This is a genomic window from Aeromonas sp. 130281, from assembly GCF_056642115.1.
The window spans coordinates 172,976-196,624 of the sequence record NZ_JBWVQS010000005.1 but is presented as its reverse complement, the minus strand read 5'-3'; the positions used below and the strand labels follow the sequence as shown (position 1 = coordinate 196,624).

The following is a 23,649-nucleotide window of genomic DNA, read 5'->3' as shown; positions in this document are numbered from 1 at the left end:
CAATCATGGAACTGGCATTTTATGCCGCGGCCCTGGTCGCCGTTTACAGCACGCTGCGGGTCATCAGCACCAGCAACCCCATGCATGCGCTGCTCAATCTCATCATCTCCCTCATCGCCGTGGCCATGATCTTCTTCTGCCTGGGGGCCTCCTTCGCTGGCGCCCTGCAGGTGATCGTCTACGCCGGCGCCATCATGGTGCTGTTCGTGTTCGTGGTGATGATGCTGAACCTGGGGTCCGCCCAGGATCAGGAGCGCAACTGGCTCACCCCCATGACCTGGGGTGGGCCTGCCCTGCTCTCCCTCATCCTGCTCGGCTTCCTGGCCCATGGCATTCTCGGGGTCACCGGCGGTGAACTCGGACTGACCGACGTCAGCGCCAAGGAGGTCGGCATAGCCCTGTTCGGCCCCTATGTGCTGGCGGTGGAGCTCGCCTCCATCCTGCTGCTGGCGGGTCTGGTCACCGCCTATCACCTTGGCCGTGAAGACAAGAGCGGGGAAGTGCTCTCCGTCCCCAAACCCACAGCTCGCCCATCCCAGGAAGGAGGTCAGTCATGAATGGAATCCCAATGGAGCACGGTCTGCTGCTGGCCGCCATCCTGTTCTGCATCGGGCTGTGCGGTCTGCTGATCCGCCGCAACCTGCTGTTTATCCTCATGAGTATCGAAATCATGATGAATGCGTCCGCGCTGGCGTTCGTGGTGGCGGGTAGCCGCTGGGCCCAGGCCGACGGCCAGATCATGTACATACTGGTGATTTCTCTGGCGGCAGCGGAGGCCAGTATCGGCCTCGCCCTGTTACTGCTGCTCTATCGTCGTTACCACACCCTGAACGTGGACACTGTGAGCGAGATGCGCGGATGAGCCTCCTATACCTGACTTTCCTGTTCCCCCTGCTGGGGTGGCTGCTGCTGGCCTTCTCCATCGGCCGTCTCGGCGAGCGCAGCGCGGCACTCATCGGTGTCGGCAGCATAGGCCTGTCGGCCCTGACCACGCTCTGGGTTGGCATCGACTTTCTCGGCAACATGCCGGAAGGCGGCGTCTATACCCAGACCCTGTGGCAGTGGATGTCGGTGGGCAGCTTCACCCCCACTTTCCGTCTGGCGCTGGATGGGCTGTCGCTGACCATGCTCGGGGTGGTGACCGGGGTGGGTTTCTTCATCCACCTGTTCGCCTCCTGGTACATGCGCGGGGAAGAGGGCTACTCCCGCTTCTTCACCTACACCAACCTCTTCATCGCCAGCATGGTGTTCCTGGTGCTGGCCGATGATCTCTTGTTCGTCTACCTCGGCTGGGAAGGGGTGGGGCTGTGCAGCTACCTGCTGATCGGCTTCTACTACCGCAACCCGGCCAACGGCGCCGCCGCCCTCAAGGCCTTCGTGGTGACCCGGGTCGGCGACGTCTTCCTCGCCATCGGGCTCTTCGTGCTCTACCGCGAGCTCGGCACCCTCAACATCCACGAGCTGCTGGTGCGTGCCCCCGCGATGTTTGCCGAGGGCTCCCCTGCCCTGTCGTTCGCCTGCCTCATGCTGCTCGGCGGCGCGGTCGGCAAGTCAGCCCAGCTGCCGCTGCAAACCTGGCTGGCAGACGCCATGGCGGGCCCGACCCCGGTCTCGGCGCTGATCCACGCGGCCACCATGGTGACCGCCGGTGTCTACCTCATCGCCCGCACCCACGGTCTGTTCCTGCTGGCCCCGGAGATCCTCCATCTGGTGGCCTTGGTCGGTGCCATCACCCTGGTGCTGGCAGGCTTTGCCGCCCTGGTCCAGACCGACATCAAGCGGATTTTGGCCTACTCCACCATGAGCCAGATTGGCTACATGTTCCTGGCCCTGGGGGTCGGCGCCTGGGAAGGGGCCATCTTCCACCTGATGACCCACGCCTTCTTCAAGGCGCTCTTGTTCCTCTCCGCCGGTGCCGTGATCGTCGCGACCCACCACGAGCAGAACATCTTCAAGATGGGGGGCCTGCGCAAGAGCCTGCCGCTGGTCTATGCCTGCTTCCTGGTGGGGGGCTCGGCCCTGGCCGCGCTGCCGCTGGTCACCGCCGGCTTCTACAGTAAGGACGCCATCCTCTGGCAGGTGCAGGCCAGTGGCCAGAGCGCCCTGCTGTGGGCCGGTCTGGGTGGGGCCTTCCTGACCTCCCTCTACACCTTCCGCCTCATCTTCATCGCCTTCCACGGCAAGGCGCAAACCGAGGCCCACGCCGGTCACGGCCTGGCCCACCAGCTGCCGCTGCTGGTGCTGCTGGTGCTCTCCACCGGGGTTGGCGCATTGATAGTGCCGCCGCTCGCCGGGGTACTGCCGGCAGGCCCGGGGGATCATATTGAAGAGGGACGCCACAGCCTCGAGATCCTCTCCGGCGTCATCGCCGTGGCAGGCATTGCGCTCGCCGCCTTCCTGTTCCTCGGCGAACGTCGCCTGGAGAAGGGGATCGCCGAGAGTGCCGTCGGCCGCGCGCTCAGCACCCTCTGGTTCAATGCCTGGGGCTTTGACTGGCTCTATGACTGGATCTGGGTCAAGCCCTACCTGCTGACAACTCGCTTGCTCGGCAAGGACCCGCTGGATCGGATGATGAACCTGCCCGCCGTGCTGGCCCAGGGGGGTCACCAGCTGCTGGCCTGGACAGTCTCCGGCAAGCTGCGCTGGTACGCCGCCTCCATGGGGATGGGCGCCGCCCTGATCCTGGCCCTGCTGCTGCTCGGCTGATCCATGAGCCCAATATGTGTGGCAGGCCCGGGGCCTGCCCGACTAGAACCTAGACGAGAGCTGATATCGTGACCTTACTCTGGATCTTGTTAATTCCTTTTATCGGCGGCTTGCTCTGCTGGCAGATGGAGCGGCTCGGCGGACAATTCGTTCGCTGGGTAGCCCTGCTCTCCATGAGCGCCTGTCTGGTGCTCTCCGGTGCCATCTGGCTGGGGGGTGACTTCTCCCTCGCAAGCCCCGGCCTCCCCGTCTGGGCGGCCGAGTGGCAGCAACCCTGGATCCCCCGCTTCGGCATCTCATTGCACCTGGCGGTAGACGGCCTGTCCCTCCTGATGGTGATGCTCACCAGCTTCATCGGGGTGCTGGCCATCCTCTGCTCCTGGAAGGAAATCGTGCAGCGCATCGGCTTCTTCCACCTCAATCTGCTGTGGATCCTGGGGGGCGTGCTCGGCGTCTTCATGGCGGTGGACCTGTTCCTCTTCTTCTTCTTCTGGGAGATGATGCTGGTCCCCATGTACTTCCTGATCGCGCTCTGGGGCCACTCGGTCACCGACGGCAAATCCCGGATCAACGCGGCCACCAAGTTCTTCATCTACACCCAGGCGAGCGGCCTCATCATGCTGGTGGCCATCCTGGGCCTGGTGCTGACCCACCACGCCAGCACAGGCGTCTTCACCTTCAACTATCAGGAGCTGCTGAACACCCCCATGAGCAGCACGGTACAGTGGCTGCTGATGCTGGGCTTCTTCATCGCCTTCGCGGTCAAGATGCCCCTGGTGCCCCTGCACGGCTGGTTGCCGGACGCCCACAGCCAGGCACCGACCGCGGGCTCGGTGGACCTGGCGGGCATCCTGCTCAAGACCGCCGCCTACGGCCTGCTGCGCTTCACCCTGCCGCTGTTCCCCGAGGCCTCCGCCGAGTTCGCCCCCTACGCCATGCTTCTTGGCCTGTTCGGCATCGTCTACGGCGCCCTGCTGGCGTTCGCCCAGACCGACATCAAGCGTCTGGTGGCCTACACCAGCATCTCCCACATGGGCTTCGTGATGATCGCCATCTATTCGGGCAGCGAGCTGGCCCTGCAGGGGGCCGTGGTGCAGATGATCGCCCACGGCCTCTCCGCCGCCGGTCTCTTCATCCTGTGCGGCCAGCTCTACGAGCGGCTGCACACCCGGGATCTGCGCCTGATGGGCGGCCTCTGGGGTCGGCTGCGCTACCTGCCCGGCGTGATGCTGTTCTTCTCGGTGGCCTCCCTTGGCATGCCGGGCACCGGCAACTTCGTCGGCGAGTTCCTGATCCTCATCGGCAGCTTCCAGGTGGCCCCCATCATCACCATCATCGCCACCTTCGGCCTGGTGCTGGCCTCGGTCTACTCCCTCATCATGCTGCAGCGCGCCTGCTTCGGTACCCCCAAGGACGAGAGCGTCCTCAAGGGCCTGGACAGACGGGAGCTGGCCATGATGCTGACCATAGCCGGCCTGCTGGTGCTGCTCGGTCTCTACCCGCAACCCGTGCTCGACACCGCCAGCAGCAGCCTGCTGAGCGTGCTGCACTGGTACGCGCTGCCAGCCACAGGAGCACTGCAATGATGCCCTCTCCTTCTCTCTCCCCTTCCTTGTCCACGCCGGGAGCCTTGTCATGACGTTTACCGCCGCCCAACTATTGGCCCTGCTGCCCCTGTTGCTGACCACGGGGGCCATGGTCGCCCTGATGCTCGCCATCGCCTGGAAGCGCTGCGATGACACCGCCTTCGTGGTGACCATCACAGGTCTCAACCTGGCGCTCTTCTCCCTGCCCATCGTCATGGCCCAGGGAGATCAGGGGGTCACTCCCCTGCTGCAAGTGGACGCTTACGCGGTCTTCTACATGGGGCTGGTCCTCATCGGGGCCCTGGCCACCTGCACCTTCGGTCGCTCCTGGCTCAAGGGCTACCCGGACAACCGGGAAGAGTTCTATCTGCTGCTGCTCATCGCCACCGCAGGCGGCCTGGTGCTGGCGGGTTCCCGTCACCTCGCGTCGCTGTTCATCGGGATCGAGATGCTGACCCTGCCCATGTTCGGCCTGGTGGGCTATGCCTACCGCGAGCGCCACTCCCTGGAGGCCAGCATCAAGTACATGGTGCTCTCCGCCGCCGCCACCGCCTTCCTGCTGTTCGGCATGGCGCTGCTCTATGCCCAGGCGGGCAGCCTGAGCTTCAGCGATCTCGGCCTGACCCTGGCCCAGAGCCCGGCTCACCACCCGCTGCTGATGGGGGGCTTCGGCCTGATGCTGGTGGGCTTCGCCTTCAAGCTCTCCCTGGCCCCCTTCCACCTCTGGACCCCGGATGTCTACGAAGGGGCACCTGCACCTGTGGCCACCTTCCTCGCCACCGTGAGCAAGATAGCCGTGTTCTGCGTGCTGCTGCGCTTCTACCTGGCGGTACCGGCCACCTCGGATCCCATGATCCACTGGCTGCTGGCGGCCATGGCGGTCATCTCCATCGTGGTCGGCAACCTCCTGGCGCTGATCCAGACCAACATCAAGCGGATGATGGGTTACTCCTCCATCTCTCACTTCGGCTATCTGCTGGCAGTGGTGGTGGCGAGCCGCCTCGGCCAGATGCCGGTGGAAGCGGCCGGTGTCTACCTGCTGATGTACCTCTTCACCAGCCTGGGGGCCTTCGGCGTCATCAGCATGATGTCCAGCCCCTATCGCGGCAAGGATGCGGACTCCCTGCACAGCTATCGCGGTCTGTTCTGGAAACGCCCCTATCTGACCGCCGTCATGACGGTGATGATGCTCTCCTTGGCGGGCATCCCCATGACGCTCGGCTTCATCGGCAAGTTCTACCTCATCGGCGTCACCGTCGAGGCGCAGCTGTGGTGGCTCTCCGGCGCCATCGTGCTCGGCAGTGCCCTGGGGCTCTACTACTACCTGCGCGTCATGGTCACCCTCTACCTGCGCGAACCCGGCATGCAGCTGCGCGATGCCAGGGCCGACTGGGCCTTCTCCTCCGGCGGGCTTGTGGTGCTGCTCTCCGCCATCCTGGTGGTGCTGCTCGGCATCTATCCCCAGCCGGTCATCAGCCTGGTGCAGGGCTTCCAGCACGTGGTGCTGCGCTAACCTCAAGTACAGCCCACACAGAAAAACCGGCCCTCATGGCCGGTTTTTTATGTCCGCCAAGCCCCAAACCGGCTTGCCCGTCTGAGAAGCGGCGCCAGAGCGGTGTCCCTCAATCAATGCAGGTCCGGAGTACCTCATCCTCCAGCAAACGGCTGACGGAGCTGCGAGCACGGGGATGACCCGCTCGCCCCCCCATCGCGCTCGTCTCTGCCTGCCCTCCCCATCGTCAGATCAAGGCCCATAAAAAAACCGGCCACGGGGGCCGGTTTCTGATTCTCTACCACGTCAGCGCGGGATTAACCCAGACGCACGCGAGCGTTGCGGAACATTCGCATCCAGGCGCCGTCCTCGCCCCAGTTGTCCGGGTGCCAGGAGTTCGCCACTGTGCGGAACACCCGCTCCGGGTGCGGCATCATGATAGTAGCGCGGCCGTCCGTGGTGGTGACCGCTGTGATGCCCGCCGGAGCCCCGTTCGGGTTGGCCGGGTACTGCTCGGTGACCTGACCGCGGTTGTCCACGAAGCGCAGTCCCACCAGGCCGCTCTGTTGCAGCGCGGCAAGGTGAGCGGCGTCGCGCACTTCCACCCGCCCTTCCCCGTGGGAGACGGCGATGGGCATCACCGAGCCCGCCATGCCGGCGAAGAAGGCGGAGGGGGAGTCCTGCACTTCCACCAGGCTGAAGCGCGCCTCGAAGCGCTCGGAGCGGTTGCGCACGAAGCGCGGCCAGAGATCGGCCCCCGGGATGAGGTCCCGCAGGTTGGACATCATCTGGCAACCGTTGCACACGCCCAGCGACAAGGTATCGCCGCGCTCGAAGAAGCGCTGGAACTGCTCGCGGGCTCCGTCGTTGAACAGGATGGACTTGGCCCAGCCTTCCCCCGCCCCCAGCACGTCGCCGTAGGAGAAGCCGCCGCAGGCCACCAGGGTCTGGAACTCTTCCAGCTTGATGCGACCGGACAGGATGTCACTCATATGCACATCCACCGCCGCGAACCCGGCGCGATCGAACGCCGCCGCCATCTCCACGTGGGAGTTGACCCCCTGCTCGCGCAGCACCGCCAGACGGGGGGAGACCCCGCGGGCGATATAGGGGGCGGCCACGTCCTCGGACGGGTTGTAGGTCAACCTGGCCTGCAGACCCGGATCGGTGGCGTCCTGACGGGCGGCATGCTCCTGATCCGCGCACTCCGGGTTGTCCCGCAGGCGCTGCATCTGCCAGCTGGTCTCGCCCCAGAGGGTGCGAAGTGCGGTGCGGCTGGCGCGGTACACTTCGGTGCCGGCGCGCTGGAACAGGATGAGGTCATCTTCACGCACCGTGCCCAGCACGTGGGAGCAGGCCGCCAGACCGTGACCGGCCAGCAGGGTCAGCACCGCTTCCTTGTCGTCGCGGCGCACCTGGATGACCGCCCCCAGCTCTTCGTTGAACAGCGCCGGCAGCAGGTCGCCACCGATGCGATCGAGCTGGATGTCGAGGCCGCAGTGACCGGCAAACGCCATCTCGGTCAGGGTGACGAAGAGGCCGCCGTCGGAGCGGTCGTGGTAGGCGATCAACTTGCGATCCGCCACCAGCGCCTGGATGGCGTTGAAGAAGCCCTTGAGCTGGACCGGGTTGTCCAGATCCGGGGCGCTCTGCCCAAGCTGGCGATAGACCTGGGCCAGGGCGGAGGCGCCGAGGCGCTGCTTGCCGTTGCCAAGGTCAATCAGGATAAGGTCGGTCTCCCCGAGATCGGTCCGCAGTTGCGGGGTCACGGTATTGCGCACGTCCTCGACCCGCGCAAAGGCGGAGATAAGCAGGGAGAGCGGCGAGGTGACGCTGCGCTCCTCACCCTCTTGCTGCCAGCGGGTCTTCATGGACATGGAGTCCTTGCCCACCGGGATGGTGATGCCAAGGGCCGGGCAGAGCTCCTCGCCCACCGCTTTCACGGCTTCGTAGAGGCCCGCATCTTCCCCCGGGTGACCGGCGGCGGACATCCAGTTGGCGGAGAGCTTGACCCGCTTGAGGGAGCCGATATGAGCCGGTGCCAGGTTGGTCAGGGCCTCGGCCACCGCCATACGGGCCGATGCAGCATGAGACAGCAGTGCCACCGGGGTACGCTCCCCCATGGACATGGCTTCGCCGTGATAGCTGTCGTAGGTGGCGGCGGTGACGGCGCAATCGGCCACCGGGATCTGCCAGGGGCCGACCATCTGGTCGCGGTTGACCAGACCGGTCACGGTGCGATCGCCGATGGTGATGAGGAAGGACTTCTCCGCCACAGTCGGCAGACGCAGCACCCGCTCGGCGGCGTCGCTGAGGGTGATGCCGTCCAGTTGCAGCGCCTTGCCCTGGGCGGGCAGGGTCTGCACGTCGCGGTGCATCTTGGGCGCCTTGCCGAGCAGCACGTCCAGCGGCAGGTCGATGGGCTGGTTGTCAAAGTGGCTGTCGGAGAGGGTCAGATGCTTCTCTTCGGTGGCGGTGCCGATCACGGCATAAGGAGCGCGCTCGCGCTCGCACAGGGCCTTGAACAGGGGCAGCTTCTCCTGGGCGACCGCCAGCACATAGCGCTCCTGGGACTCGTTGCACCAGATCTCCAGCGGGCTCATGCCCGGCTCGTCGCTGGCGATGGCGCGCAGGTCGAAGCGACCGCCGCGCTCGCCGTCGTTCACCAGCTCCGGCATGGCGTTGGAGAGGCCACCGGCCCCCACGTCGTGGATGAAGACGATGGGGTTGTCATCGCCGAGTTGCCAGCAGCGATCGATCACCTCCTGGCAACGGCGCTCCATCTCGGGGTTGTCCCGTTGCACCGAGGCGAAATCGAGGTCTTCGGCAGACTGGCCGGAGGCCATGGAGGAGGCGGCGCCGCCCCCCAGGCCGATGTTCATCGCCGGTCCGCCCAGCACGATCAGCGCCGCGCCGACCGGGATCTCCCCTTTCTGGACGTGCTCGCTGCGGATGTTGCCGATACCGCCCGCCAGCATGATGGGCTTGTGGTAACCGCGCACTTCGACGCCGTTGTGGCTCGGCACCTGCTCTTCGAAGGTACGGAAATAGCCGAGGATGGCGGGACGACCGAATTCGTTGTTGAAGGCGGCACCGCCGAGGGGCCCCTCCTGCATGATGTCAAAGGCGCTGACGATGCGGCTCGGCTTGCCGAAATCCTGCTCCCAGGGCTGCTCGAAACCTGGGATGCGCAGGTTGGAGACGGAGAAGCCCACCAGGCCCGCCTTGGGCTTGGCGCCACGGCCGGTCGCACCCTCGTCGCGAATTTCGCCGCCGGAGCCGGTGGCGGCCCCCGGGAAGGGAGAGATGGCGGTCGGGTGGTTGTGAGTCTCCACCTTCATCAGGATGTCGACGCGCTCCTGGTGATACTGGTACTCGCCGCTGGCGGGGCTCGGGAAGAAGCGGCCACCCTGGCTGCCTTCCATCACGGCGGCGTTGTCTTTATAGGCAGACAGGACATGATCCGGCGTCTGCTCGAAGGTGTTCTTGATCATCTTGAACAGCGACTTGGGCTGCTGCTCACCGTCTATGGTCCAGTCGGCGTTGAAGATCTTGTGACGGCAGTGCTCGGAGTTCGCCTGGGCGAACATGTAGAGCTCGATGTCGTTGGGATTGCGACCAAGCCGGGTGAAGTTCTCCACCAGGTAGTCTATTTCGTCATCGGCGAGCGCCAGGCCCAGCTCGATGTTGGCCGAGGCCAGAGCGCTGCGGCCACCGCCCAGCACGTCCACCTGGGTGAAGGGGCGCGGTTCGTGATGGGCAAACAGGGCGGCTGCCTGGCTCGGCTCATCGAACACCACCTCCATCATGCGATCGTGCAGCAGGGCCGCGACCTCGCCACGCTGGGCTGCGGTCAGCTCGCCCTTGGCCTGCACGTAATAGGCAATGCCGCGCTCCAGCCGCTTGACCTGGTTCAGGCCGCAGTTGTGGGCGATGTCGGTTGCTTTGGAAGACCAGGGGGAGATAGTGCCGGGGCGGGGGGTAACGAGAAACAGCTGACCGCTGGGGGTGTGTTCAGGGATGGTCGGGCCGTAGCGCAGAAGCTGGCCCAAGGTCGCTCGCTCCGGGGGCGAGAGCGGGCTCGAAAGCTCGGCAAAGTGCACGTATTCGGCATAGACGTCTGCTATCTCTACTCCTCTCTGTGCGCAGCTCTGCAGCAGCTTGTGGACACGAAACTCAGACAGTGCTGGGGCACCACGCAAGATTTCCATATACCTTTCTCACCAAGTTTTAGAGTGTGGGGGGATTTGAGACGCGCGTATTATAGGGATCAGGCTCACCGCGAACAAACGTTTTTCTCATCTCCCACGATGTGACTCCCTCCACACTCTCTGGTATAAAGGTGCCTCTCTTTTGACAAATGCCGATTTTTTCAACAAGGGTACTCACCTACTTGCGCTGCATTTTTCGACTGTTTATCGGGATGTTGCTGACACTGGCCCTGGCCGGCTGTGACTTCTATTCCCCCTCCAGCCAGCTGGAGCAGATCCGCCAACGGGGCGAGATCCGTGTTGGCACCCTCAATGGTCCCACTTCCTATTACCAGCGTGACGACACCGCCCAGGGGTTCGATTACGAGCTGGCGCAGCACTATGCCGACTGGCTGGGGGTCAAGCTGACCATAGTCCCGGCCTACTCCACCGCCGAGCTGGTCGAACAGCTGCAAAAGGGCAAGCTGGATCTCGCCGCCGCCGCCATCGTCGTGACCCCGGAGCGGCGCAAGCTGTTTCGCTTTGGCCCCGGCTTCTACCAGGTCTCCCCCAAGCTGGTCTATCGCAACGGCTCCCCCAGACCCAAGGATCTCGGCGACATCAAGGGCACCATAGTGGTGCCTGCCGGCTCCACCGGCGAGGATCTGATGAAGGAGATGGCCAGCCAGTACCCCAATCTGAGCTGGCGCATCAACCGGGACGCCGACGTGGAAGAGCTGCTCAAGCAGGTCGCCGACGGCGAGGTGGACTACACGGTGGTGCAGGACACCGTACTGGCCCGCACCCAGCGCTACTACCCCGAGCTCACCGAGGGGCTGACCCTCGCCAGCAAGCAGACAGTGGCCTGGGCCATGACCAAGCTGCCCGATGACAGCCTCTACGCCAGCATCATCGACTTCTTCGGCCAGCGCTTCATGGATGGCTCCATCGCCAAGCTCGACGAGAAGTACTTCGGTCATGTGCAGAACTTCGATTTCGTCGACACCCGCACCTTCCTCAAGCGGGCCAAGAGCCTGCTGCCCAAGTACCAGGCGCTGTTCCAGACCCACGCCAAGGAGATTGACTGGCGCCTGCTGGCCGCCATCAGCTATCAGGAGTCCCACTGGGACCCCCAGGCCCGCTCCTACACCGGGGTGCGCGGCATGATGATGCTGACCGAACCCACTGCCAAGGCGATGGGGGTGAACGATAGAACCCACCCGGAAGAGAGCATCAAGGGGGGCGCCCGCTACCTGCAGGAGATGATGGAGAAGGTGCCGGACTCGGTGCCGGCGGACGAGAAGGTGTGGTTTGCCCTCACCGCCTACAACATCGGCTATGGCCACATGATGGATGCCCGCCGCCTGACCAAGCAGCTCGGCAAGAACCCGGACGCCTGGAGCGACGTGAAAGAGGTGTTGCCCCTGCTGCAGCAGTCACGCTGGCATCGCAAGGTGCGCTACGGCTATGCCCGGGGTGGCGAGGCGCGCAACTACGTCAACAACGTACGCCAGTACTACCAGAGCCTGCTCTGGCTCGACAACGAGCAGCAGAAGGCCCATCGCCGCGAGGCTCTGGACGAGGACGACGGCAGCGAGCAGGCCCCCCCGGCACAGCGCCCCGCCATCATCGCCGAGGTGGTCAGCCAGATCATCACCCCCTGAGCCCTGCGGGGTGTGTCGTCTGGGGGAATTCTCTGTTACCATTCCCCCAGACCAGAGCCTGTCTGAGAGAGGCTTATTGCAATACATTCATCAACTTGCGATACCGATGGCAACCCATGCCAGGGAGCCGTCAGCGTCGCCGGGATGACCAGGGAGGAAAACCAGATGCGAACACGCAGAAGAGCCACGTTGACCAGAAAAACCAGATGCGCCTGGAGCCCCAGACGCAAGCTGAAACTGGCCGACATGAAACGCAAGATATGGCACCGCAACCGCTCCTATACCTTGCTGATTGCGGAGCACACAGCATAAACCCGGCCAAGGCCGGGTTTTTTAATGCCTTTTTATGCCTCGACCGGCGTCAGCTCAAACTGGACACTACGTTTGGAGACCAGGCTGTTGCAGTGGTTGCAGAAGTAATCCACCGCCCCGCAGGCCCGAAGCCGTTCAAGCTCATGCAGGCAGGTCGGGCACAGGGCCCGGATCCGATAGCGGGCATGGCACTGGCCGCAGCTCGCCTCTGGGCTGCGGCTGTCCAGCTCGGCCTGGCAGGCCGGGCATGTCAAGAGACTCATGGTCATCTCCTCTCCAGGGCAGGCGCGCCGGGCTCGCCCCTCATCTTGCAGATAAAAAAACGGCTGCCACCAGGGCAGCCGTCAGGGCTTATTTCTTGCTCTTGTTCTTGGCCTTGAGCAGGCGATCCCGTTGCCGCTCCTGGCTCAGGGTCAGGGTGTTCTTCTTGCCCTCGAAGGGGTTGACCGACTCCTGGAACTCGACCCGGATCGGGGTACCCATGATCTTCAGGGACTTGCGGAAGTAGTTGATGAGATACCGCTTGTAGGAGTCCGGCAGATCGTTCAGCTGGTTGCCGTGGATCACGATGCGCGGCGGGTTGTAGCCACCGGCGTGGGCATACTTCAGCTTGACGCGACGACCGTTGACCATGGGCGGCTGGTGATCTTCCTGCGCCATCTGCATGATGCGGGTCAGCATGGCGGTGCTGGTACGACGGGTGGCGGACTGGTAAGCCTCGTTGATGGACTCGAACAGGTGGCCGACACCGCTGCCGTGCAGGGCGGAGATGAAGTGGACGCGGGCGAAATCGATGAAGCCCAGACGACGGTCCAGCTCGTTCTTGATGTCTTCCTTCACCTTCTGATCCAGACCGTCCCACTTGTTCACCACCAGCACCACGGAGCGGCCGCTGCTCAGCACGAAGCCGAGGATGCTCAAGTCCTGATCCGTGATGGTCTCGCGGGCGTCTATCACCAGCAGGCAGACGTTGGCGTCTTCGATCGCCTTGAGGGTCTTGATGACGGAGAACTTCTCCACCGTCTCGTGCACCTTGCCGCGGCGACGCACGCCTGCGGTGTCGATGACCACGTACTTCTGCTCGTCACGCTCCATGGGGATGTAGACGGAGTCGCGGGTGGTGCCCGGCATGTCATAGACGATGACCCGGTCTTCACCCAGCATGCGGTTGGTCAGGGTGGACTTGCCGACGTTGGGGCGACCGACGATGGCGAACTTGATGGGCAAGTCGGCGAACGGGGTCTCCTTGGTGTCTTCCCGGGTGTCGAGATCACCGGCGGCCACCATGCGCAGCAGGGCTTCTTCGTCGAAGTCCTCCTCTTCCTGCGCCTCTTCTTCGGCGGCAGCCTCGACCAGGGTCTCAAGGTGGGGGGCCAGCGCCAGCTCCAGCAGGCTCAGCACCCCACGACCGTGGGCGGCGGCGATCTGGTAGACCTCCCCCAGCGCCAGGCCGTAGAACTCGGAGACCGCGGAGTCACCGTCGATGCCGTCGGTCTTGTTGGCGACCAGGAACACCTTCTTGTGGGTCTTGCGCAGGTGCTCGGCGATGGCCTGATCCGCGGCGGTCAAACCGGCACGGGCATCCACCATGAAGAGCACCACATCGGCTTCCTCGATGGCCAGCAGGGACTGCTCGGCCATCTTCAGCTCGATCCCCTCCTCGGTGCCATCGATACCGCCGGTATCGACCACGATAAATTCCAGCTCGCCCAACTTCGCCTGGCCGTATTTACGGTCCCGGGTCAGGCCGGGGAAATCGGCAACCAGGGCATCCCGGGTACGGGTCAGGCGGTTAAACAGGGTGGATTTCCCCACGTTGGGGCGGCCCACCAGGGCTACTACAGGAGTCATAAAAGCCTCATTCTCAAGACGACAAAGGCTCCGGGTCCGAAGACCAGGAGCCGGATATTCAGATTGACGGGCGATCAGGGACGCTTGATAGCGTACAACTTGCCGCCACGGCTCTGCACATACAGGGTGTCACCGTCCACCAGGGGCGCGGCATAGAGACCACTGCTGTCGAGCTGCTGCATGGCCTTGATGGACCCGTCGGTCCGATCCAGCCAATACAGGTAACCTTCCACATCGCCGACCACCACGTAGTCACCCAGGACAACGGGAGCGGTCACGGTGCGGTTTTCCAGCTGGGTGTTGGACCACAGCTCAAGACCATTGCGCCTGTCGACCGCAAACAGATGGCTGCGGCTGTCGGTCAGCACGATGGCATTGCCGGTGACCGCCATGTCGCGGTAGCCGGAATACTTGCGCTTCCACACCTCGTCACCCGTCATCAGCTTGCGGGCCATCAGCTGGCCATTGTAGGCGATGGCATAGAGCTCATCACCGGCAATCAGCGGGCTGGCGTCCACGTCGACCATGCGATCCAGCTCGGTGGCGCCGCGCGGGTCGGCCACCTTGGACTGGCGCACCGGCTGGCCGTTGCTCAGCAGGGCGATGCCCACCTTGCCATCGGCACGGCCATAGAGCACGGCGCCGTTGGTGATGACCGGGGTGCTGGCACTGCGCAGGGTCAGGGGCGGCTGCTCTTCGGACAGGGTCCACTGCAGCTTGCCCTCATCGGTGTCGAGCGCCATCAGACGGCCAGAGGTGGTCAGCACCACCACGCGACCATCCTCGACGGCGGGGCTCGCCACCACTTCACCGGGTACAGTGGTCTGCCACAGCACTTCCCCGTTCGCTTCGTTCAGGGCGTAGACCACCCCGTTCTCGGAGCCGAGGAACAGCTTGCCATAGCGGGAGACCAGACCGCCGGAGAGGCGGGCGCTGCGCTTGTCGGCGTTGATGGGCAGGTCTGCCAGATCCACGCTCCACAGGGTCTCGCCACTATTGCGATCGAAGGCGGTCACATCCCCGTCACGGGCGGCGGCATAGATGTGATCCTCTTCCACCACGGGTTGCAGCTGGGAGTAGAAATCGCCTATGCCATCCCCGACGGAGGAGGACCACTTGGTATCGGCACTGAAGACGGACTCCACCACGGGCAGAGGCGCCATCGGGGTCAGGTCTTCCTCGGAGCTGAACAGGGAGCAGCCCTGCAGGGCCAGGGAGACTGCCACCCCCAGCGCCATTTTCTTGTACAGATTACGCATCCGGAGCCTCACCCGCAGTGACCGCTGGCAGCGCCAGATCGTCCATCTTCAGCTTGAGTTCGGCGCTGCTCTGCAGGCCGCCGGCATCGGCCGCCACCTGATAGGCATCGCGCGCCTCTTCGGGCTTGCCCTGCCCCAGCAGGACATCACCACGCACTTCCGCCACCTGGGCCTTGAAGGCGTCGTTGTTGATCTTGCCAAGCTGGGCCAGGGCCTCGTCGGCCTTGCCCTGATCCTTGAGCACCCGGGCCAGGCGCAGGGCGGCGATGGGCTTGATGCTCTCGTCGCCGTTCGCGGCCACCTGGGTCAGCTGCTCGGCAGCCAGATCCAGCTTGCCCGCCTTGACCGCAGCCGCGGCCAGTTGCAGGGCGGCCAGCTCGGCATAGGCGTCGCCCTGATGGGCGCTGATGAAGCTCTTGGCCTGCTCGAGGGCGGCATCGTCCCCCTTGGCGAGCTGGGCTGTCATGGCGTTGTAAGCCTGAGAGGCGGCTTCCTGGTTGGTCTGCTGCAGCTCGTTGTAGTAACGCCAGCCAAAGAGGCCGACCAGACCGATCACGGTCCCGGCGAGTACCGAGGTGCCGTTCTCTTTCCACCAGCTCTTGATGACCTCAACCTGTTGTTCTTCAGTGGTATACACTTCCACAGCTTACTCTCCTTTAGCTGCCAGCAGGGCGATGGCGGCATCGACCGAGACGGTCTGTTGCTCGGCCTGGCCACGCAGATATTTGATGGTGATCTCCCCGCTTTGCACCTCGGTCTCGCCGAGGATCAGGGCAATGGCCGCGCCGCTCTTGTCGGCACGCTTGAGTTGTTTCTTGAAGTTGCCGCCACCGCAGTGGCTCATCAGACGCAGGTCCGGCAGGGCGTCGCGCAGCCGCTCGGCAAGCCGGAAACCAGCCTGCTCAGTCCCCTCGCCCACCATGCAGAGATAGACATCCACCGCCGGGCGGATATCGGCGTTGAGCTCAAGGGTTTCGAGCATCAGCACCAGACGCTCCATGCCCATGGCAAAGCCCACGGCCGGGGTGGCCTGACCGCCGAGCTGCTCCACCAGACCGTCGTAACGGCCACCGGCCAGGACGGTGCCCTGGGCCCCCAGGCTGCTCGTCACCCACTCGAACACGGTGAGGTTGTAGTAGTCGAGACCGCGCACCAGACGCTCGTTCACCTCGTATTGGATGCCAGCGGACTCGAGCAGGCGCTTGAGCCCCTCGAAGTGGGCCAGGCTCTCTTCGCCCAGGTGATCGAACAGACGGGGCGCACCGACCAGGATGGCCTGCACTTTTTCGTCCTTGGAGTCGAGCACCCGCAGCGGGTTGCTGTACATGCGGCGCTGGCTCTCTTCGTCCAGCTCGCTCTTGTACTGCTCCAGGTAGGCGACCAGGGCATCACGATAGGCGGCCCGTTCTGCACTCTGACCCAGGGTATTGAGCTGCAGAGTGACGTGATCCTGGATGCCGAACAGACGCCACAGACGGTGGGTCAGCATGATGAGCTCGGCGTCGATGTCAGGCCCGTTGATGCCGAACAGCTCGACCCCGAACTGGTGGAACTGGCGATAACGGCCCTTCTGGGGACGCTCGTGACGGAACATGGGGCCCATGTACCACATCCGGCGTTCCTGGTTGTAGAGCAGGCCGTGCTCGATGCCGGCACGGACGCAGCTGGCTGTCCCTTCCGGGCGCAGGCTCAGGCTGTCGCCGTTGCGGTCTTCGAAGGTGTACATCTCTTTTTCGACCACGTCGGTCACTTCACCGATGGCGCGCTTGAACAGATGGGTCTGCTCGACAATGGGCATGCGCACTTCGCTGTAGCCGTAGCTGGCGACGACCTGGCGCAGGATCTGTTCCACTTTCTGCCATACCGGGCTCTGCTCCGGCAGGCAATCATTCATACCGCGAATAGCTTGGATCTGTTTTGCCACGTTGATACTCGAGAAAAAGAGGTAAAATTTGGCCGCATTATAGGGATTTTCGGCCCCGAGGTAAAATCAGGGTGCCCGGATGCGGGATTTAAAATCAACAACCTAAAGCCGGGGCCACCCCAGGTGGCCCCTCAATGGTTCAACCTTTGTCCACCTGGATCTGGTTGGCCGGATCCAGCATGGCCGCCCGGGCGCGGATACGGCGCTCCAGGGTCGGGATGAGATCCTTGTTGTCGAGCCTGTCGACACGCTGGCCCCCTTCGTAGAAGGCACTCTTGTTGGCGGCGCCCGCCAGCCCCAGATCCGAGACCAGCGCCTCGCCCGGGCCGTTCACCACGCAGCCGATGATGGAGACATCCATCGGGGTGATGATGTCCTCGAGCCGCTCTTCCAGGGCGTTCACCGTCCCTATCACGTCGAACTCCTGGCGGGAGCAGGAGGGACAGGCGATGAAATTGATGCCGCGGGAGCGGATGCGCAGGGACTTGAGAATGTCGAAGCCCACCTTCACCTCTTCCACCGGATCGGCGGCCAGGGAGATGCGGATGGTGTCGCCTATGCCATCGGCCAGCAGCATGCCGAGCCCGATGGCGGATTTCACCGCGCCGGCGCGGAAGCCGCCTGCCTCGGTGATCCCCAGGTGCAGCGGCTGGTCGATCTGCTTGGCCAGCAGGCGATAGGCACCGACCGCGAGGAAGACGTCGGAGGCCTTGACGCTCACCTTGAAGTTCTCGAAGTTGAGGCGATCCAGGTAATCCACGTGGCGCATGGCCGACTCGAGCAGGGCTTCCGGGGTCGGCTCGCCATACTTTTCCTGGATGTCACGCTCCAGAGAGCCGCCGTTGACGCCGATGCGGATCGGAATGTTGTAATGACGGGCACAGTCGACCACGGCGCGCACCCGCTCTTCGTTACCGATGTTGCCCGGGTTGATACGCAGGCAGTCGGCACCGTATTCGGCCACTTTCAGGGCGATGCGGTAGTCGAAGTGGATGTCGGCGACGATGGGAATGCGGGTCTGCTGCTTGATGAGCCGGAAGGCTTCCGCCGCTTCCATGGTGGGTACCGAAACCCGGACTATGTCAGCACCGACCCGCTCGATCCGCTGGATCTGCTCGACGGTGGCGGCGACATCCGTGGTCTTGGTGTTGGTCATGGTTTGCACCGTGATGGGGGCGTTGCCCCCAACCGGCACATTGCCGACCATGATCTGCCTGGATTGACGACGAATAATGGGGGATTCGTGAGCGGACATGGCGGACAGATTACTCCTGCGGCAGTGAGAAGCGAGCAGTCCGGCCGTTGTTGTAACGGCTCATGTCGAAGGACTTGCCCTGGTATTCGAGATTGACCGCCATGGGCGCGCCAATGATGAATTTGAGTGGCTCGGGTCCTTCCAGCACAAGTTCGTCATTCGCCTTCTTCAGACCGCTGAACAGGGTCTTGCCGTTGGCATCCTTGACATCCAGCCAGCAGTCGGCGGTGAAGCTCATCTTGAGCTGGGGCGCCTTGCCAGGTTCGGTGGCGGCCGTCTCTGCCGGCGCCAGGGTTGCCTCAGCAGATGAAGCCTCGGTAGACAGGGCGGCACTGGTCGCGGCAACGACGTCCGGCGCGGTGGCGGCGGCGTCACTCACAACGACTTCAGTCGCCACGGCCTCGGAGGCCACGGGCAATACGGGGTCGGCCACGTCCACCGTGGGCGTCACGTTGGCGACCGAGACTGTCTGCGCCGTGCCCATTTCGCTCGCCGCCAGGGCTTCATCCCCGGCGGAACGACGTGCCGTGCTCTGCCACCACCAGGCGATGGAGAGGGCGATCAACACCAGGATCACCAGCCAGGTCACCACCTTGAGCCGACTGTCGTTGGCTTGCTGGCGGGAGCGGCGGGAGAAGCTCTGCATGTCGATGTTATCGGGCGGCGTCAGTCCCAGCTTGTCGTAGGCCGCGAGTATGGTCTCCTCGGGAATGCCGACCAGCTTGGCATAGGCGCGCAGATAGCCGCGAATGAAGGTGTGGGACGTATGCTTGTCATAGGTATCCGCCTCGATGGCGGCGATCAGGGTCAGACGAAGGTGAATGCGGGACGCAACCTGCTCTCGTGTCCAGCCAAGCTGTTCACGGGCGTTGCGCAGCAGCTGGCCTGGGCCCACTGCCTGGGAGTCGTCTTGAAAATCGTGTGGCTGTTCAGTAGTCATTGGCTAAGTAACGCTTGGCTTGTTGCGAAGTGGGATATTGCCTTACCAGCTCAGTCCCGAATTGGTGAAGTAATGCCGGTTTGTCCATGGCCTGGGCCAGCCGCAGCCGGAGCCAGAGGCTCTCCTCGTTTTCGTCTGCCACTTCGGCAAAACGCACGAGATAAGACTGCACATCAGGCAGCTTGCCATCTTTCATGGAAAGCTCGGCCATGTCCAGCAATAACCTTGGATTGCGGGGATTATACCCCAAGGCCAGACGATAGTACTCGTTGGCCTTGTCATTTCTGTTATTTTGCATCGAGCAGAGCGCCGCATTCTCGTAGGTATCGGCGATCTTGACGTAATCTGGCTGGCTGACCGCCTGCAGGAATGCCTTCTCCGCCTCCTCGAAACGCCCACGGTTGCACAGGAAGGCACCGTAGTTGTTCATCGCGTCAGCATTGGTCGGATCCATGGAGAGCGCCTTCTTGTAGTTCTCCTCGGCCGCCTTGAAATCGGATACCTGCTGGTAGAAATAGGCGAAGCCGATGTAGACCTGAGGATTGCTGGGATCGTACTGGAGGGCCCGGTCAAGGTTGAACTTGGCCTGTTCGGCATTGCCCTGACGCAGGTATTGAATACCCAGATCGAGACGGGTCTGGGCAGCCGCCTTGAAGTCGGGACCCACTTCACGCTGGGTCGAATTCTGGCCAGCGTAAGTGGTCTCGGTGACACAGCCAGGCAGCGCGCAGAGCGCTGCCACTACGATCAATGTACGGATATCCATTTCCTGTCTATACAATGGCTTAGCGAGTTAAACCATTTTGACGGAAATCCCATCCTGTTGCATCCGATTTTTCATGGTGCGCTTGGTGCGGTCGATCACCTCCCCCACCAGCTGGCCGCAGGCCGCGTCTATGTCATCCCCGCGGGTCTTGCGGACGATGACGGTCAGGCCGTATTCCATCAGTACCTTGGAGAAACGGTCGATGCGGCTGTTGCTCGGCTTGCCGAACGGGTTGCCCGGGAAGGGGTTGAAGGGGATCAGGTTGATCTTGCAAGGAGTCTCTTTGAGAACCTGCGCCAGCTCGTGGGCATGTTGCATGTCGTCATTGATATGATCGAGCAGCACATACTCCACCGTCACTCGGCCGCCATTGGCGTTGGATTTGGCCAGATAACGGCGCACCCCCGCGAGGAAGGCCTCGATGTTGTATTTGTCGTTGATCGGCATGATCTCGGAGCGCAGCTTGTCGTTCGGCGCATGCAGGGAGATGGCCAGGGCCACATCGATCTGGTCCCCCAGCATGTCCAGTGCCGGTACCACACCGGAGGTGGAGAGGGTGACGCGGCGCTTGGAGATGCCAAAACCGTAGTCATCCATCATCAGGCTCATGGCCGGCACCACGTTGGCGAGGTTCAGCAGCGGCTCGCCCATGCCCATCATCACCACGTTGGTGATGGGGCGCTTGCCACCGACTACCTTGGCGGCACGCCAGACCTGGCCGATGATCTCGGAGACCTTCAGATTGCGGTTGAAACCTTGCTGGGCGGTGGAGCAGAAGGTGCACGCCAGGGCGCAGCCGACCTGGGAGGAGACGCAGAGGGTCGCGCGATCCGCCTCCGGGATATAGACGGTCTCGACTTCCTGATCCCCGACCTGCAGGGCCCACTTGATGGTGCCATCCGAGGAGCGTTGTTCACGGCTGATCTCGGGGGCCCGGATCTCGGCAATGGCCTTGAGACGCTCACGCAACGCCTTGTTGACGTTGCTCATCTGATCGAAGTCATCACAACCGGAGTGGTAGATCCACTTCATTATCTGATCTGCCCGGAACGGCTTCTCGCCCAGCTCGACGAAGAAGGCACGCATGGCATCCCGATCGAGATCCAGCAGGTTGGTTTTTGTTTCGCTCATCAAGGGCCTCAGCTCACACACTTCATAAATTATCGGCTGACCTACGTCAGGGGGCGGCATTGTACAAATAATGGGTCTGCCTTTCCACCTGGAGAATAAGTGGATATTGACCGAATGACCAAAAAACAAAAGGGAGCCGAGGCTCCCTTGGGGTTCTTTCGACAGAAATCAGCCGCGCGGGCAGATCTCGGCGTCGGAGAAGAAGTAGGCGATTTCACGGGCGGCAGAGGCCGGGGCATCGGAGCCGTGCACCGCGTTGCGATCGATGCTCTCGGCGTAGCAGGAGCGCAGGGTGCCGGCCAGGGCCTCTTTCGGGTTGGTGGCGCCCATGATTTCGCGATGACGGCGAATGGCGTCTTCCCCTTCCAGCACCTGAACCATGACGGGACCCGAGGTCATGAAGGCGACCAGGCCATCATAGAAAGGCTTGCCCTGGTGTTCGGCGTAGAAACCGGCGGCCTGCTCGCTGCTCAGGTGCAGCATCTTGGCGGCGACCACTTTCAGGCCGGCGCTCTCGAAGCGGCTGTAGATGGCACCGATCAGGTTCTTGCTGACCGCGTCCGGCTTGACGATAGAGAAGGTACGTTCGATAGCCATTGAGTTCTTTCCTTAACTACAGAGTTTTATTGTAGGAATCCATGTTCGGCGGCGATTATACGTAAACAAAAAACGAAATAACACACAAAAAAGCAACTTTTTATTAAACAAAAAATTCCTTGAAACAACATGGTGACTCATCTTGTGCCATGGCACTGAGAAAAAACGTGAGCTTGTGCACGATCGTCACGCTAACCCGCTAAAACCCTATCTATTGCTCATATTCCCAGCACCGTTGAAAAGGGCACCCCGAGGTGCCCTTTCTGCCTTGTCATGCCCCTCGGCGCGTCTCCGCCAACAAGGCATGGGCTATGGTACGCATCCCCAGGGTGTTGGCCCCGGGGGCCCAGAGGTTGTCACCGTTCTCGCTGAAACAGGCCGCCAGATCCACGTGCAGCCAGCCCCGCCCTTCATTGCCGACGAAGCGGGAGAGGAAACCCGCCGCGTTGGAGGCGCCGCCCGGGCCACCGCCCGGCACCGGACGGCTGTTGGCCGTATCGGCATAGTGGGACGGGCACTGCTGGCGGTGCCAGGGCTCGAGCGGCAGCGGCCAGGCCGGCTCCTGCTCCGCATCCGAATAGGCCATGGCGCGGCTCACCAGCCCCTTGTCGAGGCCGAACAGGGCGTTGTAGCGTCCCCCCAGGGCCATCACGGCGGCGCCCGTCAGGGTGGCGGCGTCTATGATGAGGGGCGCGCCGGATTCACCGGCGAGCTGCAGGCCGTCGGCCAGCACCAGGCGCCCCTCGGCGTCTGTGTTGACGATCTCGACCGTGGTGCCGTTCTTGTAGGTGAGGATGTCACCCAGCTTGTAGGCATGGCCGGAGACCAAGTTCTCGGCACAGCAGAGGATGAGCTTCACCCGCTTGTCGAGGCCACGCAGTATGGCCAGCGCCAGGGCGCCGGTGACGATGGCCGCCCCCCCCATGTCATGCTTCATGGTGAGCATGCCCTGGGAGGTTTTCATGGAGTAGCCGCCGGAGTCGAAGGTGATGCCCTTGCCCACCAGGGCCGCCGCCACGGGGGCGTTGCGATCCCCGGTGGGGTTGTAGTCCAGCTCCAGCATCACGGGTTCGCGATCGCTGCCGCGGCCGACCTGATAGAGACCGACCCAGCCCACCTGCTGCAAGGCTTCACCCTTGAGGATGCGATGGCTGATCCTGTCCGGCGCCAGCTCGGTGATGAAGGCCGCCGCCTCCACCGCCAGCTCCAGCGGCCCCAGCTGCTCCGGGGTGGCATTGGTCATCTCGCGCACCCAGCGCCCGCACAGCCAGCGCGCCTCCAGCTCCTCCCTGTCCTCTTCGGACGAGGTCGCCCACTGCAGCTCCACCTCGGCCTTGGGGGTCTGCAGTCCCTGGGCGAAGGCCCACTGCTGCTCGCGCTCCCAGTGACCGCACAGGGCGACCTTCTGGATCCCCTGACCACAGAGACGGCGGGCCGCCTGCTGGATGTCCAGCAAGGGGGACGCCGTCACCAGGTGGATCACCATGCCATCGGCACGGTGGGAGAGCAGCGCCCCCTCGCCCCACTCGGGGGCGGCAAATTCACGGCTCAGCCAGATATTCATGCCGTCACCTCCTGCAACCAGCGGGCAATCATGGATGCGCAGGCCTGGCCTGCCGGCATCTGGCGCACTTCACGGCGCCACTCGTGATTCAAACCGATGTTCATTCGGCAACCTCCTGCAACCAGCGCGCAATCATGGATGCGCAGGCCTGGCCTGCCGGCATCTGGCGCACTTCACGGCGCCACTCGTGATTCAAACCGATGTTCATGCAGCAACCTCCTGCAACCAGCGCGCAATCATGGATGCGCAGGCCTGGCCTGCCGGCATCTGGCGCACTTCACGGCGCCACTCGTGATTCAAACAGATGTTCATGCAGCAACCTCCTGCAACCAGCGGGCAATCATGGATGCGCAGGCCTGGCCTGCCGGCATCTGGTGCACTTCACGGCGCCACTCGTGATTCAAACAGCTGT

General features: G+C 63.4%; 18 protein-coding genes. 6 read left to right on the top strand and 12 right to left on the bottom strand.

Annotation, left to right across the window (positions count from 1 at the left end):
* The first annotated feature begins 5 nt into the window (after nucleotides 1-5).
* The 5 genes from nuoJ (at nucleotide 6) to nuoN (ending at nucleotide 5,805) form a co-directional block, all read left to right on the top strand.
* A complete protein-coding gene (nuoJ, locus tag AC1IN8_RS14775; RefSeq protein WP_139434264.1) occupies nucleotides 6-557 on the top strand; it encodes an NADH-quinone oxidoreductase subunit J in 552 nt (183 codons plus the stop codon).
* Nucleotides 554-862, top strand: a complete 309-nt coding sequence (nuoK, locus tag AC1IN8_RS14770) for an NADH-quinone oxidoreductase subunit NuoK (protein ID WP_005314891.1) — start codon at nucleotides 554-556, stop codon at nucleotides 860-862. The genes nuoJ and nuoK overlap by 4 nt, the downstream gene beginning before the upstream one ends.
* Nucleotides 859-2,706 carry an NADH-quinone oxidoreductase subunit L gene (gene nuoL / locus AC1IN8_RS14765; RefSeq protein ID WP_479759390.1) on the top strand — a complete coding sequence of 616 codons (1,848 nt, stop codon included), beginning with the start codon at nucleotides 859-861 and terminating at the stop codon, nucleotides 2,704-2,706. Before nuoK ends, nuoL begins: the two co-directional genes overlap by 4 nt.
* 68 nt (nucleotides 2,707-2,774) lie before the next feature.
* A complete protein-coding gene (gene nuoM / locus AC1IN8_RS14760; RefSeq protein WP_139434262.1) occupies nucleotides 2,775-4,292 on the top strand; it encodes an NADH-quinone oxidoreductase subunit M in 1,518 nt (505 codons plus the stop codon).
* A 49-nt stretch (nucleotides 4,293-4,341) separates the two neighbouring features.
* Entirely contained in the window at nucleotides 4,342-5,805 is a 1,464-nt protein-coding gene (gene nuoN, locus AC1IN8_RS14755; protein WP_139434261.1) for an NADH-quinone oxidoreductase subunit NuoN, read from the top strand.
* 296 nt (nucleotides 5,806-6,101) lie between these two features.
* On the opposite strand, the gene purL is transcribed toward nuoN, so the two are convergent.
* Nucleotides 6,102-9,995, bottom strand: coding sequence for a phosphoribosylformylglycinamidine synthase (gene purL, locus AC1IN8_RS14750; protein WP_479759388.1), 3,894 nt, complete (start codon nucleotides 9,993-9,995; stop codon nucleotides 6,102-6,104).
* A gap of 149 nt (nucleotides 9,996-10,144) precedes the next feature.
* Between purL and mltF the strand changes: the two genes are divergently transcribed.
* Nucleotides 10,145-11,638: a membrane-bound lytic murein transglycosylase MltF gene (mltF, locus tag AC1IN8_RS14745; protein WP_479759386.1), complete on the top strand. Its 1,494-nt coding sequence runs from the start codon at nucleotides 10,145-10,147 to the stop codon at nucleotides 11,636-11,638.
* Nucleotides 11,639-11,982: 344 nt separating this feature from the next.
* Here mltF and AC1IN8_RS14740 read toward each other — a convergent pair whose 3' ends face one another.
* The 11 genes from AC1IN8_RS14740 to pepB form a co-directional block, all read right to left on the bottom strand.
* On the bottom strand, nucleotides 11,983-12,213 hold the full coding sequence (locus AC1IN8_RS14740; protein WP_247626392.1) for a zinc ribbon domain-containing protein: 231 nt from the start codon (nucleotides 12,211-12,213) through the stop codon (nucleotides 11,983-11,985).
* An 88-nt stretch (nucleotides 12,214-12,301) separates the two neighbouring features.
* A complete protein-coding gene (der, locus tag AC1IN8_RS14735) occupies nucleotides 12,302-13,801 on the bottom strand; it encodes a ribosome biogenesis GTPase Der (RefSeq protein ID WP_106886585.1) in 1,500 nt (499 codons plus the stop codon).
* 74 nt (nucleotides 13,802-13,875) lie between these two features.
* Nucleotides 13,876-15,060, bottom strand: a complete 1,185-nt coding sequence (gene bamB / locus AC1IN8_RS14730; RefSeq protein WP_479759384.1) for an outer membrane protein assembly factor BamB — start codon at nucleotides 15,058-15,060, stop codon at nucleotides 13,876-13,878.
* A complete protein-coding gene (locus tag AC1IN8_RS14725; RefSeq protein WP_041205942.1) occupies nucleotides 15,053-15,703 on the bottom strand; it encodes a YfgM family protein in 651 nt (216 codons plus the stop codon). The genes bamB and AC1IN8_RS14725 overlap by 8 nt, the downstream gene beginning before the upstream one ends.
* Nucleotides 15,704-15,706: 3 nt before the next feature.
* Nucleotides 15,707-16,984 (bottom strand): histidine--tRNA ligase, encoded by a 1,278-nt coding sequence (gene hisS / locus AC1IN8_RS14720; RefSeq protein ID WP_319916101.1) that lies wholly within the window; start codon nucleotides 16,982-16,984, stop codon nucleotides 15,707-15,709.
* Nucleotides 16,985-17,123: 139 nt separating this feature from the next.
* Nucleotides 17,124-18,239 carry a flavodoxin-dependent (E)-4-hydroxy-3-methylbut-2-enyl-diphosphate synthase gene (gene ispG, locus AC1IN8_RS14715; protein WP_005324272.1) on the bottom strand — a complete coding sequence of 372 codons (1,116 nt, stop codon included), beginning with the start codon at nucleotides 18,237-18,239 and terminating at the stop codon, nucleotides 17,124-17,126.
* Nucleotides 18,240-18,249: 10 nt separating this feature from the next.
* Nucleotides 18,250-19,179 (bottom strand): RodZ domain-containing protein, encoded by a 930-nt coding sequence (locus AC1IN8_RS14710; protein WP_479759383.1) that lies wholly within the window; start codon nucleotides 19,177-19,179, stop codon nucleotides 18,250-18,252.
* Complete coding sequence (gene tapF / locus AC1IN8_RS14705; protein WP_025327234.1) at nucleotides 19,169-19,960, bottom strand: PilW family type IVa pilus biogenesis/stability lipoprotein TapF; 792 nt, start codon at nucleotides 19,958-19,960, stop codon at nucleotides 19,169-19,171. Before tapF ends, AC1IN8_RS14710 begins: the two co-directional genes overlap by 11 nt.
* Before the next feature lie 12 nt (nucleotides 19,961-19,972).
* Nucleotides 19,973-21,076 (bottom strand): dual-specificity RNA methyltransferase RlmN, encoded by a 1,104-nt coding sequence (gene rlmN / locus AC1IN8_RS14700; protein WP_265436135.1) that lies wholly within the window; start codon nucleotides 21,074-21,076, stop codon nucleotides 19,973-19,975.
* A 168-nt stretch (nucleotides 21,077-21,244) separates the two neighbouring features.
* Complete coding sequence (ndk, locus tag AC1IN8_RS14695; RefSeq protein WP_005324280.1) at nucleotides 21,245-21,673, bottom strand: nucleoside-diphosphate kinase; 429 nt, start codon at nucleotides 21,671-21,673, stop codon at nucleotides 21,245-21,247.
* Nucleotides 21,674-21,944: 271 nt separating this feature from the next.
* Nucleotides 21,945-23,237, bottom strand: coding sequence for an aminopeptidase PepB (gene pepB / locus AC1IN8_RS14690; protein ID WP_479759381.1), 1,293 nt, complete (start codon nucleotides 23,235-23,237; stop codon nucleotides 21,945-21,947).
* Nucleotides 23,238-23,649: the final 412 nt, after the last annotated feature.

Bases quoted from the DNA above. Each gene is read 5' to 3' on its own strand.
- nuoJ (WP_139434264.1), top strand. From the start codon at position 6: ATGGAACTGGCATTTTATGCCGCGGCCCTGGTCGCCGTTTACAGCACG.
- nuoK (WP_005314891.1), top strand. From the start codon at position 554: ATGAATGGAATCCCAATGGAGCACGGTCTGCTGCTGGCCGCCATCCTG.
- nuoL (WP_479759390.1), top strand. From the start codon at position 859: ATGAGCCTCCTATACCTGACTTTCCTGTTCCCCCTGCTGGGGTGGCTG.
- nuoN (WP_139434261.1), top strand. From the start codon at position 4,342: ATGACGTTTACCGCCGCCCAACTATTGGCCCTGCTGCCCCTGTTGCTG.
- purL (WP_479759388.1), bottom strand. From the start codon at position 9,995: ATGGAAATCTTGCGTGGTGCCCCAGCACTGTCTGAGTTTCGTGTCCAC.
- mltF (WP_479759386.1), top strand. From the start codon at position 10,145: ATGCCGATTTTTTCAACAAGGGTACTCACCTACTTGCGCTGCATTTTT.
- AC1IN8_RS14740 (WP_247626392.1), bottom strand. From the start codon at position 12,213: ATGAGTCTCTTGACATGCCCGGCCTGCCAGGCCGAGCTGGACAGCCGC.
- der (WP_106886585.1), bottom strand. From the start codon at position 13,801: ATGACTCCTGTAGTAGCCCTGGTGGGCCGCCCCAACGTGGGGAAATCC.
- bamB (WP_479759384.1), bottom strand. From the start codon at position 15,060: ATGCGTAATCTGTACAAGAAAATGGCGCTGGGGGTGGCAGTCTCCCTG.
- ispG (WP_005324272.1), bottom strand. From the start codon at position 18,239: ATGTCCGCTCACGAATCCCCCATTATTCGTCGTCAATCCAGGCAGATC.
- AC1IN8_RS14710 (WP_479759383.1), bottom strand. From the start codon at position 19,179: ATGACTACTGAACAGCCACACGATTTTCAAGACGACTCCCAGGCAGTG.
- rlmN (WP_265436135.1), bottom strand. From the start codon at position 21,076: ATGAGCGAAACAAAAACCAACCTGCTGGATCTCGATCGGGATGCCATG.
- ndk (WP_005324280.1), bottom strand. From the start codon at position 21,673: ATGGCTATCGAACGTACCTTCTCTATCGTCAAGCCGGACGCGGTCAGC.
- pepB (WP_479759381.1), bottom strand. From the start codon at position 23,237: ATGAATATCTGGCTGAGCCGTGAATTTGCCGCCCCCGAGTGGGGCGAG.